The 16,110-nt window shown below is 75.1% G+C and carries 14 protein-coding genes and 1 pseudogene; 11 read left to right on the top strand and 4 right to left on the bottom strand.

What is annotated here, in order from left to right; all coding sequences use genetic code 11:
* Positions 1–16: 16 nt before the first annotated feature.
* The 4 genes and pseudogenes from ACI797_RS25125 to ACI797_RS25140 all read left to right on the top strand — a co-directional run bounded on the left by ACI797_RS25125 (position 17) and on the right by ACI797_RS25140 (position 2,329).
* Complete coding sequence (locus ACI797_RS25125) at positions 17–592, top strand: antibiotic biosynthesis monooxygenase (protein WP_456542385.1); 576 nt, start codon at positions 17–19, stop codon at positions 590–592.
* Positions 593–626: 34 nt separating this feature from the next.
* Positions 627–1,130 (top strand): GtrA family protein, encoded by a 504-nt coding sequence (locus tag ACI797_RS25130; RefSeq protein ID WP_456862523.1) that lies wholly within the window; start codon positions 627–629, stop codon positions 1,128–1,130.
* Positions 1,131–1,206: 76 nt separating this feature from the next.
* Positions 1,207–1,302: pseudogene (locus tag ACI797_RS25135) on the top strand (AAA family ATPase); the annotation flags it as partial.
* Positions 1,303–2,080: 778 nt separating this feature from the next.
* Positions 2,081–2,329, top strand: coding sequence for an AAA family ATPase (locus ACI797_RS25140; protein WP_456862546.1), 249 nt, complete (start codon positions 2,081–2,083; stop codon positions 2,327–2,329).
* 3 nt (positions 2,330–2,332) lie between these two features.
* Here ACI797_RS25140 and ACI797_RS25145 read toward each other — a convergent pair whose 3' ends face one another.
* Together ACI797_RS25145 and ACI797_RS25150 are read right to left on the bottom strand one after the other, a co-directional pair.
* Entirely contained in the window at positions 2,333–3,151 is an 819-nt protein-coding gene (locus tag ACI797_RS25145; RefSeq protein WP_456862525.1) for a cold-shock protein, read from the bottom strand.
* A 111-nt stretch (positions 3,152–3,262) separates the two neighbouring features.
* Positions 3,263–7,849: an ATP-dependent helicase gene (locus ACI797_RS25150; protein WP_456862527.1), complete on the bottom strand. Its 4,587-nt coding sequence runs from the start codon at positions 7,847–7,849 to the stop codon at positions 3,263–3,265.
* Between the two features lie 101 nt (positions 7,850–7,950).
* On the opposite strand from ACI797_RS25150, the gene ACI797_RS25155 reads away from it, so the two are divergent.
* From ACI797_RS25155 to ACI797_RS25185, 7 genes are all read left to right on the top strand, one after another.
* Positions 7,951–9,096, top strand: a complete 1,146-nt coding sequence (locus ACI797_RS25155; RefSeq protein WP_456862528.1) for an acyl-CoA dehydrogenase family protein — start codon at positions 7,951–7,953, stop codon at positions 9,094–9,096.
* 45 nt (positions 9,097–9,141) lie between these two features.
* Positions 9,142–10,410, top strand: a complete 1,269-nt coding sequence (locus ACI797_RS25160; protein WP_456862530.1) for an MFS transporter — start codon at positions 9,142–9,144, stop codon at positions 10,408–10,410.
* Between the two features lie 154 nt (positions 10,411–10,564).
* Positions 10,565–11,023: a MarR family winged helix-turn-helix transcriptional regulator gene (locus ACI797_RS25165; RefSeq protein WP_456862532.1), complete on the top strand. Its 459-nt coding sequence runs from the start codon at positions 10,565–10,567 to the stop codon at positions 11,021–11,023.
* A complete protein-coding gene (locus ACI797_RS25170) occupies positions 11,020–11,652 on the top strand; it encodes a hypothetical protein (RefSeq protein ID WP_456862534.1) in 633 nt (210 codons plus the stop codon). The genes ACI797_RS25165 and ACI797_RS25170 overlap by 4 nt, the downstream gene beginning before the upstream one ends.
* Before the next feature lie 41 nt (positions 11,653–11,693).
* The gene (locus tag ACI797_RS25175) at positions 11,694–11,888 is read left to right on the top strand and encodes a DUF3046 domain-containing protein (RefSeq protein WP_456542375.1); all 195 of its coding nucleotides are present in this window, start codon (positions 11,694–11,696) and stop codon (positions 11,886–11,888) included.
* A gap of 184 nt (positions 11,889–12,072) precedes the next feature.
* Complete coding sequence (gene recA, locus ACI797_RS25180) at positions 12,073–13,110, top strand: recombinase RecA (protein ID WP_456542374.1); 1,038 nt, start codon at positions 12,073–12,075, stop codon at positions 13,108–13,110.
* An 8-nt stretch (positions 13,111–13,118) separates the two neighbouring features.
* The gene (locus tag ACI797_RS25185) at positions 13,119–13,826 is read left to right on the top strand and encodes a regulatory protein RecX (RefSeq protein ID WP_456862539.1); all 708 of its coding nucleotides are present in this window, start codon (positions 13,119–13,121) and stop codon (positions 13,824–13,826) included.
* Positions 13,827–13,904: 78 nt separating this feature from the next.
* On the opposite strand, the gene ctaD is transcribed toward ACI797_RS25185, so the two are convergent.
* On the bottom strand, positions 13,905–15,665 hold the full coding sequence (gene ctaD / locus ACI797_RS25190; protein WP_456862540.1) for an aa3-type cytochrome oxidase subunit I: 1,761 nt from the start codon (positions 15,663–15,665) through the stop codon (positions 13,905–13,907).
* Positions 15,666–15,787: 122 nt separating this feature from the next.
* Positions 15,788–15,985, bottom strand: coding sequence for a hypothetical protein (locus ACI797_RS25195; protein WP_456862544.1), 198 nt, complete (start codon positions 15,983–15,985; stop codon positions 15,788–15,790).
* Between the last annotated feature and the right edge of the window lie 125 nt (positions 15,986–16,110).

Genomic DNA, 16,110 nt, shown 5'->3' on the forward strand with positions numbered 1-16,110 from the left:
CGACGTGGACGGAGCGATGCGACTGCGCAGCCTGCTGGCCGGTGGGACGGCGGCCGAGCCCGAGGCCGAGCCGGTCACGGTGACCGTCGCCCGGGTCGTGCGCCCCGAGCACCGCGCCGAGTTCGAGCGGTGGGCGGAGGACGTGCTGGCCCTGGCCGCCCGCTTCCCGGGCAACCTCGGCACCTCGCTGCTCCACCCGGGGCCGGGCAGCCGCGAGTACCACCTGGTGTACCGCTTCGCCGACGGCGAGTCGCTGGCCGGCTGGGAGCGCTCGGCGGAGCGCCGCGCGGCGCTCGAGCGCCTCGACGCGATGGTCGACGAGGTCCGCTACGCCCGCGTCGCCGGCCTGGAGAGCTTCTTCACCCGGCCCGCCACGCCCGGGCCGCGCTGGCGGTCGACGCTGCTGACGATCGCCGCGGTCTTCGCGATCACCTCGCTGCTGCAGCTGTTCGTCCTCCCGCACCTGGCGAGCTGGCCGCTGCCGGCCCGGCTGCTGCTCTCGGCCGTCGTGGTCGTCGTCCTGCTCGGCTACGTCGTCATGCCGGGGCTCACCCGGCTGTTCCACCGCTGGCTGCACCCGCGCCGGGACTGACGCACGGACGTCCTCCCGCCCTACGGTGGGGGGCATGGCCAGCCCGGCGATCTGCGGCCCCTGCGGGCGGCCGGGCCGCGCCTGGCAGGTGGCCGTCTGCGGGACCCGCGCGCGCCTGCACCAGGACGACGCCGTCGCCGAGTTCGCCCGCTTCGTCACCGTCGGGGTGTCCAGCAGCCTGGTCTACTTCGCGCTCTTCCTCGCGCTGCGGGGCACCGGGGCGCTCCCGGCCAACGCGGTGGCCTTCGTGGTGTCCACGGTCCTGGCCAACGAGCTGCACCGGCGGGTGACGTTCCACGCCGGCGGCCGGGTGGGCTGGTTGGCCGCGCAGTGGGAGAGCGGCGGGCTGGCGGTGGCGGGGCTGGCGGCCACGAGCCTCGCCCTGGCCGCGCTCGACGGCACCCTGGGCACCGCGTGGTGGGCGGACGTGGTGCTGATCGCGGCCGTCACCGGCGCGATCGGCCTGGTGCGCTTCGCCGCGCTGCGGCTCTGGGTCTTCTCCGGGCACGCCCACCGTCCCGCACCCTCGCCGTCCTGACGGTGGCGCTGGTTACCGTCTCGCCGTGCTGCAGACGGTCGCGGTCGAGGGCTACCGCTCGCTGCGCAGCCTGGTGGTGCCGCTGGGCCGGCTGACCGTCGTCACGGGGGCCAACGGCTCGGGCAAGTCGAGCCTGTACCGCGTGCTGCGGCTGCTGGCCGCCACCGCGCACGGCGGGGCGGTCCGCGCGCTGGCCGCCGAGGGCGGCCTGGAGTCGGTGCTGTGGGCGGGCCCGGAGGTGTTCGGCGAGGGTGTGCGCAGCGGCCGGCACCCGGTCACGGGCACGGTGCGGACCCGCCCGGTCGGGCTGCGGATCGGCCTCGGCGGCGACGACCTCGGCTACGCCGTCGACTTCGGGCTGCCGCGGCCCGACGAGACGTCGATGTTCGACCGCGACCCGGAGATCAAGCTCGAGGTGGTGTGGGCCGGCCCGGTGCTGCGGCCCGCGGCGGTGCTCTGCCGGCGGGCGGGGCCGGCGGTGCTGACGCGGGCGGGCCGCAGCTGGGCGGACACCGGCCGCCGGCTGGAGCGGCAGGACAGCCTGCTGGCCGAGGTGTCCGACGCGGTGGCCGCGCCCGAGGTCCTCGCGGTGCGCAACCGGGTGCGCAGCTGGCGGTTCTACGACTCCTTCCGCACCGACCCGGAGGCGCCCGTCCGCGGCGCCCGCACGGGCACCTTCACGCCCGTCCTGGCCGACGACGGCGGCGACCTCCCCTCGGCGCTGCAGACGGTGCGCGAGCTCGGGCACGACCGCGAGCTCGACGAGGCCATCGAGGGGGCGTTCCCGGGCAGCCGGCTGGAGGTCGTCGACAGCGCCGGGCTGTTCCGGCTGCAGCTGCGGCAGACCGGTCTGCTGCGCCCGCTGGACGCCGCGGAGCTCTCCGACGGCACGCTGCGCTTCCCTGCTGTGGGCGGCGGCGCTGCTCACCCCGCGGCCGCCGGAGCTGTTCGTGCTCAACGAGCCGGAGACCAGCCTGCACCCCGACCTGCTGGCGCCGCTGGCCGGGATGGTGGCCCGGGCGGCGGCCCGCACGCAGGTCGTCGTCGTCACGCACTCGGCGCGGCTGCGGGAGCGGCTCGCCGACGCCGCCGCGGACCTCGACCACCGCGACGTGCAGCTGGTCAGGGTCCGCGGCGAGACGACCATCGAGGGGCAGGACCCGCTCGACCGGCCGGCCTGGCACTGGCCGGAGCGCTGAGCCCTAGTCGAGCGGGCGGACGCCGGTGGCGCTGGTGCCGCGGTCGCCGCTGGTGCGGGTGAACTCGACCCGCTGCCCCTCGGAGAGCTCGCGGTAGCCGCCGGTGTCCTCGATCTCCGAGAAGTGCACGAAGACGTCGTCCCCGCCGTCGTCGGGCGAGATGAACCCGAAGCCCTTGTCGGGGTTGAACCACTGCACCGTGCCCTGGGCCGCGCCGCCGGCGGCGGGTCGCCGGCCGGCGCTGCGGTCGTCGCGCCGGTCGCCGCGGTCGCGGTCCCGGTCGCGGCCGGCCGGCCGCAGGTCGCGGCGGGACGGCGCCAGGAAGCGGACGGCGTCGGCCTGCAGCCCGCGCGGTCCCTCCACCAGCTCGAACTCGACGCGGTCGCCCTCCTCCGGCTCCTCGCCCCGGCCGCGGACCGCGGAGACGTGCACGAAGACGTCGTCGGGGACGATGAACCCGAAGCCCTTGTCGCCGTCGAAGCGCGCCACCGTGCCGGTGAGCACCGGACCGCGGCCGCCGGACCCGCGCCCGGCGTCACGGCCGCCGCGCGGCTCCCGCCGGTCGTCCCGCCGGTCGTCGCGGCGGTCGTCGCGCCGGCCGCCGCGGCTGTCACCACCCAGCGGTCGCACCTCGTCCGCCTGCGGGCCGCGCGGGCCGGGCGACGCCGCGTACTCGACCCGCTGCCCCTCCTCGAGGGTGCGGAACCCCCCGGTGTCGGCGATGGCCGAGAAGTGGACGAAGACGTCGTCCCCACCGCTCTCGGGTTCGATGAACCCGAAGCCCTTCTCCGGGTTGAACCACCGCACCGTGCCGACTGCCATCTGCTGCTCTACTTCCCGCGGGCCGGTGCCCGCGTCCTCCGACGCGCCCGCCTCCGGGCGCGATCTTCCGTACCCAGCGTCCCAGCGTCGGGCCGTCCGTGCGCGGGCGGGTCAGCCGCGCAGCCGCAGACCGCGCGGGGTGGCCGCGAAACCGGCCGCCTGCAGCGCCGCCGACAGCGGCGTCGACTCGTGGACGGAGGCGCCGTCGGCCTTCTGCACGACCATGCGGCCGAGCGCCCCGGCGGCCACCGCGCCGGACAGGGCCGTCGCCGCCTCCTTGAGCACCTGCTCGTCCTCGGTCCAGGACAGCAGCGTCTTGCCGCCCCGCTCGACGTAGAGCACCAGCTCGCCGTCGACCAGCACGACGAGCGCGCCGGCCTTGCGCCCGGCCCGGTGGCCGCTGCCCCGGCGCCCGGTGCCCTCCCCGATGTCGACGGCCTCCTCGCCGTCGGGTCCGCCCCGCTCGGGCCAGGGCAGGGCGGCGCCGTAGACGTTGGCGGGATCGGTCGCCGCCAGCACGACCGCGCCGGCCGGCACGCGGTCGGGTGCGGCGAAGCCGCGCAGCCGGTCGACCGCCCCCGCGGTGCCGAACTGCGCGGCGCCGAGGGTCTCGACGAAGTAGCCGCGGCGGGCCCGGCCGTTCTCCTCGAAGGCCCGCAGCACCGGGTAGACCGCGGAGAAGCCGCCGACCACCTGCTCGGCCTGCACCGCCCCCCGGGTGAGCACGCCGTGCCGCTCGAGCAGCGCCTCGGCGCGGGCGGTGGTGCGCTTCGTCGCGTTGGCCTCGCGGTCGGGCAGCCGGGACCAGCGGCCGGCGACGGTGGGCGGTCCGGTGCGCGACGGCATCGCGGGCCGGCCGAGCCGGGGGCGGCCGTAGCGGGAGCGGGTCAGCCGCGGCTGGGGTGCCGCCGCGCGCTTGTGCGTGCCGCCGCCGGCCAGCCGGGTGCGCAGCGGCGCCAGCGTGTCGTTGGTGAGGTGGCCCGACCACACGAGGTCCCACACGACGTCGGCCAGGGCGGTGTCGTCGGTGGCGCCGACCAGGTCGGACAGCCCGCGGAAGAACAGCGCCTGCCCGCCGGCGAGCTGACCGAGCACCGCCGCCCCGACCGACTCCGGCTCGGGGCTCTCCAGCGGCTCGGGCAGCAGCACGTCGGCGAGGTCGGCGGGCACGAGGCTGATCCAGCCGTCGCCGCCGGGCAGCCCGCCGGCGCCGGCCCAGAGCACCTCACCGGCGCTGGTCAGCTCGTCGAGCATCGCGGGGGAGTAGTCGCGCACCCGGGTGGGCAGCACCAGCGACTCCAGCGCGGACGCCGGCACGAGCGCCCCGGCCAGCTGCTCGACCACGGCCAGGACGCCGTCGGCACCCCGCTGCCGGCTGCCCACCGACTGCCAGGACGGCGTGAACCGGGCCAGGGTGCCGATCGGCACCGGCTCGACCTCCTGGCGCAGCTTGGCCAGGCTGCGCCGGCGGACCGCCCGCAGCACGTCGGCGTCGCACCACTCCTGGCCGACGCCGCCGGGCCGGAACTCACCGGTGACCAGCCGGCCGGTGCCGACCAGCCGCTGCAGCGTCGCCGTCACCACCGCGACGCCGAGCCCCAGCCGCGCGGCCACCTCGGCCGGCTGGAAGGGGCCGTGGGTGCGGGCGTAGCGGCCGATGACGTCGCCGAGCGGGTCGGCGACCGGCTCGGTGAACACCTCGGGCACGCCGACGGGCAGCGCGGTGCCCAGGGCGTCGCGCAGCCGGCCGGCGTCCTCGATGGCGACGTAGCGCTCGTGCCCGGCGATGCGCACCTCGAGCGCGCGCCGCGAGGCGACCAGCTCCTCCAGCCAGGCGGGGGTGACCCCGCGGGCCATGGCCTCGGCGGCGGTGAGGTCGCCGACGAAGCGCAGCAGGTCGGCGGCCCCGTCGAGGTCGCGCGGGTGCCGCTCGGCGGGCAGCCGCTGCAGCTCGCGCTCGATCTCGGCCATCGCCTCGGCGTCGAGCAGCTCGCGCAGCTCGGAGCGGCCGAGCAGCTCGGCCAGCAGGCCGGTGTCGAGCGCCAGCGCCTGGGCCCGCCGCTCGGCCAGCGGTGCGTCGCCCTCGTAGAGGAACTGGCCCACGTAGCCGAACAGCAGCGACTGCGCGAACGGCGAGGCGCTCTGGGTCTGCACGTCGGCCACCCGGACCCGCCGGGCCCGCACGTCGCGCATGAGCTCGACCAGGCCCGGCACGTCGTAGACGTCCTGCAGCACCTCGCGGGCGGCCTCGAGCGTGATCGGGAAGCCCGGGAACTCGCTGGCGACGCCGAGCAGCTGCGCGGCGCGCTGCCGCTGCTGCCACAGCGGGGTGCGCCTGCGCGGGTCGCGGCGGGGCAGCAGCAGCGCGCGGGCGGCGCACTCGCGGAACCGGCTGGCGAACAGCGCGGAGTTGCCGACCTCGGCGGTGACCTCGCGCTCGACGTCGTCGGGGTCGAGGACGGCGAGGTCGGCGTCCGGCGGCTCGCCGGTGGTGTCGGGCAGCCGCAGCACGATGCCGTCGTCGGAGTGCATCGAGGCGACGTCGACGCCGTAGCGCTCGCGCAGCCGGGCGGCGAGCACCAGCGCCCACGGCGCGTTGACCTGCGCGCCGAAGGGGGAGTGGACGACCAGCCGCCAGTCGCCGAGCTCGTCGCGGAACCGCTCGACCAGCAGCGTGCGGTCGTCGGGGAGGTGCCCGGTCGCCGCCTTCTGCTCGGCCAGGTAGGCCTGCAGGTTGGCCGCGCCCCACTCGTCCAGGCCGGCCGCGCGCGCCCGCTCGAGGCCCGCCTCCGGCGTCGCCGACCCCACCTCGCGTAGGAACGCGCCCAGCGCGCGGCCCAGCTCCAGCGGCCGGCCGGGGGCGTCGCCGTGCCAGAACGGCATCTTGCCGGGCTGCCCGGGCGCCGGGCTGACCAGCACCCGGTCGTGGGTGATGTCCTCGATCCGCCAGGACGACGAGCCGAGCAGGAAGACGTCGCCGACCCGCGACTCGTAGACCATCTCCTCGTCGAGCTCGCCGACCCGGCGGCCGCCGGTCTCGCCGGCGCCGGCGACGAGGAAGACGCCGAACAGGCCGCGGTCGGGGATCGTCCCGCCGCTGGTGACCGCCAGCCGCTGGGCGCCGGCGCGGGCGGTGAGCGTGTCGGTGACGCGGTCCCAGGTCAGCCGCGGCCGCAGCTCGGCGAACGCGTCGGAGGGGTAGCGGCCGGCCAGCATGTCGAGGACGGCGTGCAGCGCCGACTCCGGCAGCGAGGCGAACGGCGCCGACCGCCGCACCAGCGCGCCGACCTCGTCGACCGTGCGCGGCCCCTCGGAGACGATCGCCACCACCTGCTGCGCCAGGACGTCGAGCGGGTTGCGCAGGTAGCGGATCGACTCGATGGCGCCGGCCTTCATGCGCTCGGCGACCAGGGCGCACTGGACGAGGTCGCCGCGGTACTTCGGGAACAGCACCCCGCGGCTGACGGCGCCGACCTGGTGGCCGGCCCGGCCGACCCGCTGCAGGCCGGAGGCCACCGTCGGCGGGGCCTCGACCTGGACGACCAGGTCGACCGAGCCCATGTCGATGCCGAGCTCGAGGCTGGAGGTGGCGACGACGGCGGGCAGCCGGCCGGACTTGAGCGCCTCCTCGACGATCGCCCGCTGCTCGCGGGACACCGAGCCGTGGTGCGCGGCGGCCACCGGCTGGAAGGCCTCGGGCAGCCCGCCGCCGGAGCCGGCCTGCGCCATGAGCGCCGCGGCGTTGGTGCCCGGTGGCACCGGCTCGCCGGTGGACCGCTCGTAGGACAGCTCGTTGAGCCGGCTGGTCAGCCGCTCGGCCAGCCGGCGGGAGTTGGCGAACACGATCGTGCTGCGGTGCGCCTCGACCAGGTCGAGGACGCGCTCCTCGACCGCCGGCCAGATCGACGTCCGCGGCTCGGCGCCGGCGGCGGAGCCGGAGAACTCGCCGCTCGGCTGGCCCAGCTCGCTCATGTCCTCGACCGGGACGACGACCGAGAGGTCCCACTGCTTCCTCGCCTCGGGGGCGACCACCTGCACCGGGCGGCCGCCGGCGAGGAAGGTGGCGACCTCCTCGATCGGCCGCACCGTCGCCGACAGGCCGATCCGCTGCGCCGGGCGCTCGAGCAGCTCGTCGAGCCGGTCGAGGGTGACGGCCAGGTGCGCCCCGCGCTTGGTGTCGGCGACCGCGTGCACCTCGTCGACGATCACCGTCTCCACGCCGCGCAGCGCCTCGCGGGCCGAGCTGGTGAGCAGCAGGAACAGCGACTCCGGCGTGGTGATGAGGATGTCGGTGGGCCGGCGGGTGAAGGCGCGGCGCTCGTCGGCCGGGGTGTCGCCGGACCGGATCGCGACCGTCACCTCGGGCCGGGGGAGCCCCAGCCGCAGCGAGGCCTGGCCGATCCCGGTCAGCGGCGCGCGCAGGTTGCGCTCGACGTCGACCGCGAGCGCCTTGAGCGGGGACACGTAGAGGACCCGGCAGCGCGCCTGCTCGTCGGCCGGCGGCGGCGTGCTGGCCAGCCGGTCGAGCGACCACAGGAACGCGGCCAGCGTCTTGCCGGAGCCGGTCGGGGCGACGACGAGCGCGTGCTCGCCGCTGCTGATCGCCGACCAGGCACCCTCCTGCGCCGGCGTCGGCGCCACGAACGCACCGGTGAACCAGGCCCGGGTGGCCTCGGAGAACCGGTCGAGAGCGGACACGCCGACCAGTCTCCACGGGGGGACGACAGTTCGCCGGGGACCGACGGCGCCCGCACCGCCTACGCGCGGGCGCACCGGTGACGTCGGGCACACTGCCTGGCATGCGGCACGACCTGTACGAGACCGAGCACGACGAGTTCCGCGACATGGTGCGGGCCTGGGCCGAGAAGAACGTCGCGCCCTTCCACGCCGAGTGGGAGAAGGCCGGCATCGTGCCCCGCGAGGTGTGGCTCTCCGGCGGGCAGCAGGGGCTGCTCGGCATGGACGTCGACGAGCGGTACGGCGGCGGGGGCGTGCGCGACTTCCGCTACAACGCCGTCCTCGACGAGGAGATGACGCGCATCGGCGCCAGCGGCGTCGGCTTCGGCCTGCACAACGACGTCGTCGCCCCGTACCTGCGCGACCTGGCCACCGACGAGCAGAAGCAGCGCTGGCTGCCGCGGTTCTGCAGCGGCGAGCTGATCACCGCGATCGCGATGACCGAGCCGGGCACCGGCAGCGACCTGCAGGGCATCACGACCAACGCCCGCCGGGACGGCGACGGGTGGGTGCTCAACGGGGCGAAGACGTTCATCACCAACGGCATCAACGCCGACCTGGTCATCGTGGTCGCGCGCACCGACGCCGACGCGCCCGCGGCCAAGGGCACCAGCCTGCTCGTCGTCGAGCGGGACATGCCCGGCTTCAGCCGCGGCCGGAACCTGGAGAAGGTCGGCCTCAAGGCGCAGGACACGGCCGAGCTGTTCTTCGACGACGTCCGCGTGCCGGCCGAGAACCTGCTCGGCACCGAGAACCGCGGCTTCTACCACCTCATGGAGAACCTGCCGCAGGAACGGCTGTCGATCGCGGTCGGCGCGGTCGCCTCCGCGGAGACGGTGCTGGCGCAGACCCGTGAGTACGTCACCGGCCGCACGGCGTTCGGCAGGCCGGTCGGCTCGTTCCAGAACACCCGCTTCGTGCTGGCCGAGCTGCACACCGAGACCACGATCGCCCGCACGTTCGTCGACGAGTGCGTCCGCCAGCTCAACACCGGCGACCTCACCGCCGTCGACGCCGCCATGGCCAAGTGGTGGACGACGGAGCTGCAGAACAAGGTCGCCGACCGGTGCCTGCAGCTGCACGGCGGCTACGGCTACATGGACGAGTACCCGGTGTCCAAGGCCTGGCGGGACGCGCGGGTGCAGTCGATCTACGGCGGCACCAACGAGATCATGAAGGAGATCGTCGGGCGCTCGCTCGGCCTGTAGCGGACAGGGCCCGATCCGGTCGGTGCCCTCTGCCAGACTCCGGCCGTGACGACGCTGCCCGCCCCCGACACCCTCGCCGTCCAGCGGCGCACCGTCGGGGTGCTCTCGGGCGCGGTGGCGCTGGCCGGTCTGGGCGTCACCGTCGGGATCACCGTCGGTGGATTGCTCGCCCGGGACGTCGCCGGCACCGACAGCGCGGCCGGGCTGGGGCAGACCGCGGGCGTGCTCGGCGCCGCGGTGATCGCGGTGCCGCTGGCGCGCCTGTCCGACCGGTCCGGCCGGCGGGCGGGGCTGGCAGCGGGGTACGGCGTCGCCGTCCTCGGCGCGGTGCTGACCGTGGTCGCGGCCGCGCTGTCGTCGCTGGCGCTGCTGCTGGTCGGCCTGTTCGCGTTCGGCGCGGCCACCGCCTGCGGGCTGCAGGCGCGCTACGCGGCCGCCGACCTCGCCGCGCCGGTGCGGCGCGGGCGCGACCTCTCCCTGGTCGTGTGGGCCACCACGGTCGGGTCGGTGCTCGGCCCCAACCTCGCCGGCCCGGGCGACGACCTCGGGCGGGCCCTCGGCCTGCCGGCCCTCGGCGGTGCCTTCGTCGTCTCGGTCGCCGTCTTCGGCGTGGTGGCCGCCGGCCTGGTGCTGTTCCTGCGGCCCGATCCGCTGCTGCTGGCGCGGCGCCTCGGCGGCTCCGGCGGGCCGGTCGGCCGCCCCCGCGGCGCGACGGCCGCGGCGCTGCGGGCGGTGTGGGCCGAGCCGGGCGGCCGGCTGGGGCTGACCGCCGTCGTCGTCGCCCACTCGGTGATGGTGGGCGTGATGGTCATGACCCCGGTGCACATGGGGCATGCCGGCGGCGACGAGGGCGCCACCCTGCGCGTCATCGGCCTGGTGATCAGCGTGCACGTGGCCGGCATGTACCTGTTCTCACCGCTCGTCGGGCTGCTCGCCGACCGGGCGGGTCGCACGGCGACGGTCGCCGTCGGTGCGGTGCTGCTGCTCGCCGCGACCGCGCTGGCCGGCACCGCGGCGCCCGGTGCCGCCGTCCAGCTGGGCGCCGGGCTGTTCCTGCTCGGCCTGGGCTGGTCGTGCGGGCTGATCGCCGGCTCGACGCTGGTCACCGAGGCGGTCGCGGTCGAGCTGCGGCCGCGGGCACAGGGCGGCACCGACCTGCTCATGGGCCTGGGCGCCGCGGTCGCCGGGGCGGTCGGCGGCCCGCTGCTCGCCGTCGGCGGGTTCGGGCTGGTCGCCACGGTCTCGGCGGTGCTGGTGCTGCCGCTGGCGGTCGTCTGGGCCGGGCGGCTGCTGGCCGCTCAGCGGTCCCGGTAGCCGCGGATCAGCAGCACGATCGTCACCACCAGGCAGAGCGCGATCCCGACCTGCAGGACGGCGTCCCAGAAACCCGAGCCCGTGCTGAGCCCCATGGCAGGAGAGTAGTCCCGGCTGATATCGTGAAGGTACTTCACGGTGAAGGGACTTCCGCATGCATGGTGATGCGACGGCGGTGCTCGACCGCATCCTTGAGCTCGTCGCCGTGCTCGAGGTGGACACCCGCGAGGGGCTCGCCCGTGACGGGCTGACGCCGGCCCGCGCGCACCTGATCTGGGAGCTCCAGCACCGCGGTCCGCTGCCGCAGCGCGCGCTGGCCGAGGCGCTCCGGGTCAGCCCCCGCAACGTCACCGGCCTCGTCGACGGGCTGGTCGAGAGCGGCTTCGTCACCCGCGAGCCGCACCCGACCGACCGGCGCGCAACGCTGGTCTCCTTCACGCCCCACGGCGCGGAGGTGGCCGCCCGGCTCGAGCGCGAGCACGACGAGTTCGCCCGCATCCTCTTCGCCGACCTCCCCGCCGACCGCTTCCGCGCCTTCGCCGACGTCCTCGACCACGTGCTGGCCCGGCTGCGCGAGCACGGGGTCTCCCTCGACGCGCAGGCCGAGCGGTGAGCGGCCGGCTCGCGGCCGCCGGCCGCCTGGCGCGGATGGCGCTGGTCTACGAGATCGGGATGTGGCGCAGCCTGTTCCGCTGGGTCACCCGCCGGCCGGCCGTCGGCAGCGGGACGGCGTTCCCCTACGCGGGCGTCGTCACCCCCGTCATCTGGGCGTTCATCCTCGTCTCGGCGATCGAGATCCCGGTCTTCCACCTGCTGGTGCCCTGGGAGACGGTGCGCTTCGCCGTGGACCTCGCCGGGGTCTACGGGCTGCTCTGGATGGTCGGGATGCTCGCCGGCCTCAAGGTGCACCCGCACGTCGTGGAGGACGGCGGGCTGCGGGTGCGCAACGGCACGGCGGTCGACGTGCTGCTGCCCTGGGCGGACATCGCGTCGGTGCGGCTGCGCACGCGCTCGCTCGAGGGGATGCGCAACATCCAGGTGGCGGGCGAGGGGCCCGGCCGCGCGCTGTCGGTCGGCGTGGGCAGCCAGACCGCCGTGGACGTCGAGCTGCGCGAGCCGCGCGTGCTGCCGGTGCGCCGGACCGGGGGCGAGCCGGTCGCCGTCGTGCGCCTCTACGCCGACGACGCCAAGGCGCTGGCCGCCCGGCTGCGGGCCGAGCTGTCGGCGCGGGCGCCGTCCTGACGTCCCGGCGGGCGGCCGTCCCGACGGGTTAGCGTCGGGGTGTGCGCCTGCAGGAGTTCTGGTCCCGCCTCCGCGACCACTTCGGCACCATGCGGGCCGAGAGCGTGGCGCGCGACCACGTCTTCGCCTCCCTCGGTGGGCGCAGCGCGGTCGACGCGATCGACGCGGGGGTGCCCGTCCGGCGGGTCTGGCTGGCCATCTGCGAGGAGTTCGAGGTCCCCGCGAAGCTGCGGTGACCGATGTGCGCGTGACCGCTGTGACGGGTGGCGTGTCGACATGGCGATCGAACGCCTGTTCGGTCTAGAGTGCGTCCACAGGTGACCTCGCTCTCCACAGGTCCACCCGATCACCCGAAAGTGTCGGACCCCCGCCCTAGCGTCGATCCCGACCGCTCCACGTGACTTCCCGAAGGTGAGCACCATGGCAACGCTCGACCGCGACAAGGCCCTCGACATGGCCCTCGCCCAGATCGACAAGCAGTTCGGCAAGGGCTCCGTCATGCGCCTGGGGGACAGCACCGCCCAGGCCATCAAGGTCATCCCGACCGGCTCGATCGCCCTCGACATCGCGCTGGGCATCGGGGGCCTGCCCCGCGGCCGCGTGATCGAGGTGTACGGCCCCGAGGCCTCCGGCAAGACCACGGTCGCCCTGCACGCGGTGGCCAACGCCCAGGCCGCCGGCGGCATCGCGGCCTTCATCGACGCCGAGCACGCGCTCGACCCCGAGTACGCCCGGGCCATCGGCGTCGACACCGACGCCCTGCTGGTCAGCCAGCCCGACACCGGTGAGCAGGCGCTGGAGATCGCCGACATGCTCATCCGCTCCGGCGCGCTCGACATCATCGTCATCGACTCGGTCGCCGCGCTCGTGCCGCGGGCCGAGATCGAGGGCGAGATGGGTGACAGCCACGTCGGCCTGCAGGCCCGGCTGATGAGCCAGGCGCTGCGCAAGATCACCGGTGCGCTGAACAACTCCGGCACCACCGCGATCTTCATCAACCAGCTGCGCGAGAAGGTCGGCGTCGTCTACGGCTCGCCCGAGGTCACCACCGGTGGTCGCGCGCTGAAGTTCTACGCCTCCGTCCGGCTCGACGTGCGCCGCATCGAGACCCTCAAGCAGGGCACCGAGGCGGTCGGCAGCCGGGTGCGGGTCAAGGTCGTCAAGAACAAGGTGGCCGCCCCGTTCAAGCAGGCCGAGCTCGACCTGCTGTGGGGCACCGGGTTCAGCCGCGAGGGCGGCTTGATCGACGCCGGTGTCGAGAACGGCTTCATCCGCAAGTCCGGCGCCTGGTACACGTACGAGGGCGACCAGCTGGGCCAGGGCAAGGAGAACGTCCGCGCCTTCCTCCGCGACAACCCCGACCTCGCCGACGAGATCGAGAAGAAGGTCAAGGAGAAGCTCGGCATCGGCGCCACCCTCGACGCCCCCGTCGAGGCGCCGGCCCCGGTCGACTTCTGAGCTCGCCGATGACCTCCCGGACGACCCGCCGGCCGCGTGCCGGCGGGTCGCGCCGCCGGGGTCCCTCCGAGGGGGACGCCGGAGCGCCGCCATCCAGGTCTGCTCCCGGGGCCCGGCCAGAGCGTGCGCGGGACGGGGAGGAGCAGGTCCTCTCCTCGGTCGACGCGCCCGGCGCCCCCGAGGACGAGCCCGGCGACCCGGAGGCCGTCGCCCGGGCGATCTGCCTCCGGGCGCTGACCGGCGCGGCCAAGACCCGCCAGCAGCTGGCCGACCTGCTGGCCAAGCGCGGTGTGCCCGACGAGGCGGCCACGGCCGTGCTCGACCGGTTCACCGAGGTGGGCCTCATCGACGACGCCGCGTTCGCCCGGGCCTGGGTGAGCAGCCGGCAGGCCGGTCGCGGGCTCGCCCGGCGGGCCCTGGGCGCCGAGCTGCGCGCCAAGGGCGTCGCGCCCGAGGTGGCCGCCGAGGCGCTGGAGGAGGTCGACCCGCAGGACGAGTGGGACGCCGCGCGCCGCCTGGTGGCCCGGCGGCTGCCGTCCATGCAGCGGCTCGACCGGCAGACCGCCGAGCGCCGGCTGATCGGCATGCTCGCGCGCAAGGGCTACGGCGGTGGGCTGGCCGCCCACGTCGTCCGCGAGGCGCTCGACGAGCGGGGCACCGAGGACGACGCCGACGCATCCCACCCCGACCTCGGCCTGGACGCCTTTCTCCCCTGACGCCGGGCGACCTGCCGGAACGGCCCCCGGCAGGGTCCGCCGCGAGCGTGCGAGCGGTGAGGGCAGGGGGGCGTTCGGCTAGGTGGGGTCGGGGTCCTTCGGGCCCTGCCGGCGGCCCTCCGACGCCCCGATCTCGCTCACGCCGCCGTACGGCTCGTGCCGCTTGCCCATGTGCGCCTCCGCGTCGAGCCGCTCGATGAGGTGCGGGTAGTGCGCCTCGAACGCCGGGCGGTTGGACCGGATGCGCGGGATCTCGAGGAAGTTGTGCCGCGGCGGCGGCGAGGACGTCGCCCACTCCAGCGAGTTGCCGTGGCCCCAGGGGTCGTCGCGCAGCGCCAGCGGCCCGTGCCGCCACGACTTCACCACGTTGAAGAGGAACGGGACGATCGAGGCGCCGAGCACGAAGCTGAAGATCGACGAGATGGTGTTCAGCACCGTGAACTCGTCGGTGGGCAGGTAGTCCACGTAGCGGCGCGGCATGCCCTCGCTGCCCAGCCAGTGCTGCACCAGGAACGTGCCGTGGAAGCCGATGAACGTCATCCAGAACTGAAGCTTGCCCAGCCGCTCGTCGAGCATCCGGCCGCACAGTTTCGGGAACCAGAACGCGATGCCGGCGTTGGCGGCGAACACGACGGTGCCGAAGACGACGTAGTGGAAGTGCGCGACGACGAAGTAGCTGTCGTTGAGGTGCCAGTCCAGCGGCGGTGAGGCCAGCAGCACGCCGGTGAGGCCGCCCAGGAGGAAGGTCACCAGGAAGCCGACCGCCCACAGCATGGGGGTCTCGAAGCTGAGCTGGCCCTTCCACATGGTGCCGATCCAGTTGACGAACTTGATACCGGTCGGGACGGCGATCAGGTAGGTCAGGAAGCTGAAGAACGGCAGCAGAACCGCGCCGGTGGCGAACATGTGGTGCGCCCAGACCGCGAACGACAGGAAGCCGATCGAGATCGTCGCGAAGACCATGCCCTTGTAGCCGAACAGCGGCTTGCGGCTGAACACCGGGATGACCTCGGTGATGATGCCGAAGAACGGCAGCGCGATGATGTAGACCTCGGGGTGGCCGAAGTACCAGAACAGGTGCTGCCACAGCATCGGGCCGCCGTTCTCGTCGGAGTAGACGAGCGCGCCGAGGTTGCGGTCGGCCAGCAGGCCGAACAGCGCCGCGGTCAGGATCGGGAACGCGATCAGCACGAGCAGGCTCGTGATCAGGGTGTTCCAGGTGAAGATCGGCATCCGGAACATGGTCATGCCGGGTGCGCGCAGGGTGACGATCGTGGTGGCGAAGTTGACCGCGCCGAGGATCGTGCCCAGGCCGGAGACGGCCAGGCCGGCGATCCAGAGGTTGGCGCCTGCCCCCGGGCTGTGCACCACGTCTGACAGCGGCGTGTAGGCGTACCAGCCGAAGTCGGCTGCACCGCCCGGGGTGAGGAAGCCGGCCACCGCGATCGAGCTGCCGAAGAGGAACAGCCAGTACGAGAACGCGTTCAGCCGCGGGAACGCCACGTCGGGCGCGCCGATCTGCAGCGGCATGATCAGGTTGCCGAACGCGAAGAACAGCGGCGTCGCGAAGAACAGCAGCATGATCGTGCCGTGCATGGTGAACAGCTGGTTGTACTGCTCGGGTGAGAGGAACTGCAGGCCCGGCCGGGCCAGCTCGCCCCGGATGAGCATCGCCATGAAGCCGCCGACGACGAACCACACGAACGACGTGACCAGGTACATCAGGCCGATCGTCTTGTGGTCGGTGGTCCGCAGGAGGTTGGAGAGCCGCGACCCCTTGACGGGGTGAGCGGACGGGCTCGGCCGGCTGACGATCGGCTTCGGGGCGATCGCGGTCATGCCGCCACCTCCACGCGGCCGCCGGGAGACGGCCACCCAGGACCAGCCGCGTGAGGGCTGCACGCGGCGCAACCATCGTGGCGCACTCGGGCGGCGAGCGAAACTCGTGCGCCCGCGGGGATTCAGGCGCCGGCGACCCAGGCGAGCAGGTCGACCGCGACGCCGTCCGGCGCGTCGGCGTCCGCCACCAGCCAGGCGGGGTCCCGCGGCGCGCCCGCGGCCAGCCACCGCCCGATCTGCACCTCGAAACCCCGGCCGGGCCGGCCGGCGGGCCCGAGGAGCGCGACGTCGACGACGGTGCCGTCCGCGCTCCGCAGCACCACGCGGCACCGGCAGCGGGGGGGGGGGGGGGCGGGGGGCCCCCCCCCCCCCCCCCCCCCCCGCCCGCCCCCCCCCCCGGGGGCCCCCCGCGCCGCGGCCCCCCCCCCCCCCCCCCCCCCGCCCG

Source organism: Geodermatophilus sp. SYSU D00691 (assembly GCF_054050275.1).

Coding starts and splice junctions, on each gene's coding strand:
- ACI797_RS25165 (WP_456862532.1), top strand. CDS start 10,565: ATGCATGGTGATGCGACGGCGGTGCTCGACCGCATCCTTGAGCTCGTC.
- ACI797_RS25155 (WP_456862528.1), top strand. CDS start 7,951: ATGCGGCACGACCTGTACGAGACCGAGCACGACGAGTTCCGCGACATG.
- ACI797_RS25185 (WP_456862539.1), top strand. CDS start 13,119: ATGACCTCCCGGACGACCCGCCGGCCGCGTGCCGGCGGGTCGCGCCGC.
- ACI797_RS25125 (WP_456542385.1), top strand. CDS start 17: ATGCGACTGCGCAGCCTGCTGGCCGGTGGGACGGCGGCCGAGCCCGAG.
- ctaD (WP_456862540.1), bottom strand. CDS start 15,665: ATGACCGCGATCGCCCCGAAGCCGATCGTCAGCCGGCCGAGCCCGTCC.
- recA (WP_456542374.1), top strand. CDS start 12,073: ATGGCAACGCTCGACCGCGACAAGGCCCTCGACATGGCCCTCGCCCAG.
- ACI797_RS25130 (WP_456862523.1), top strand. CDS start 627: ATGGCCAGCCCGGCGATCTGCGGCCCCTGCGGGCGGCCGGGCCGCGCC.
- ACI797_RS25145 (WP_456862525.1), bottom strand. CDS start 3,151: ATGGCAGTCGGCACGGTGCGGTGGTTCAACCCGGAGAAGGGCTTCGGG.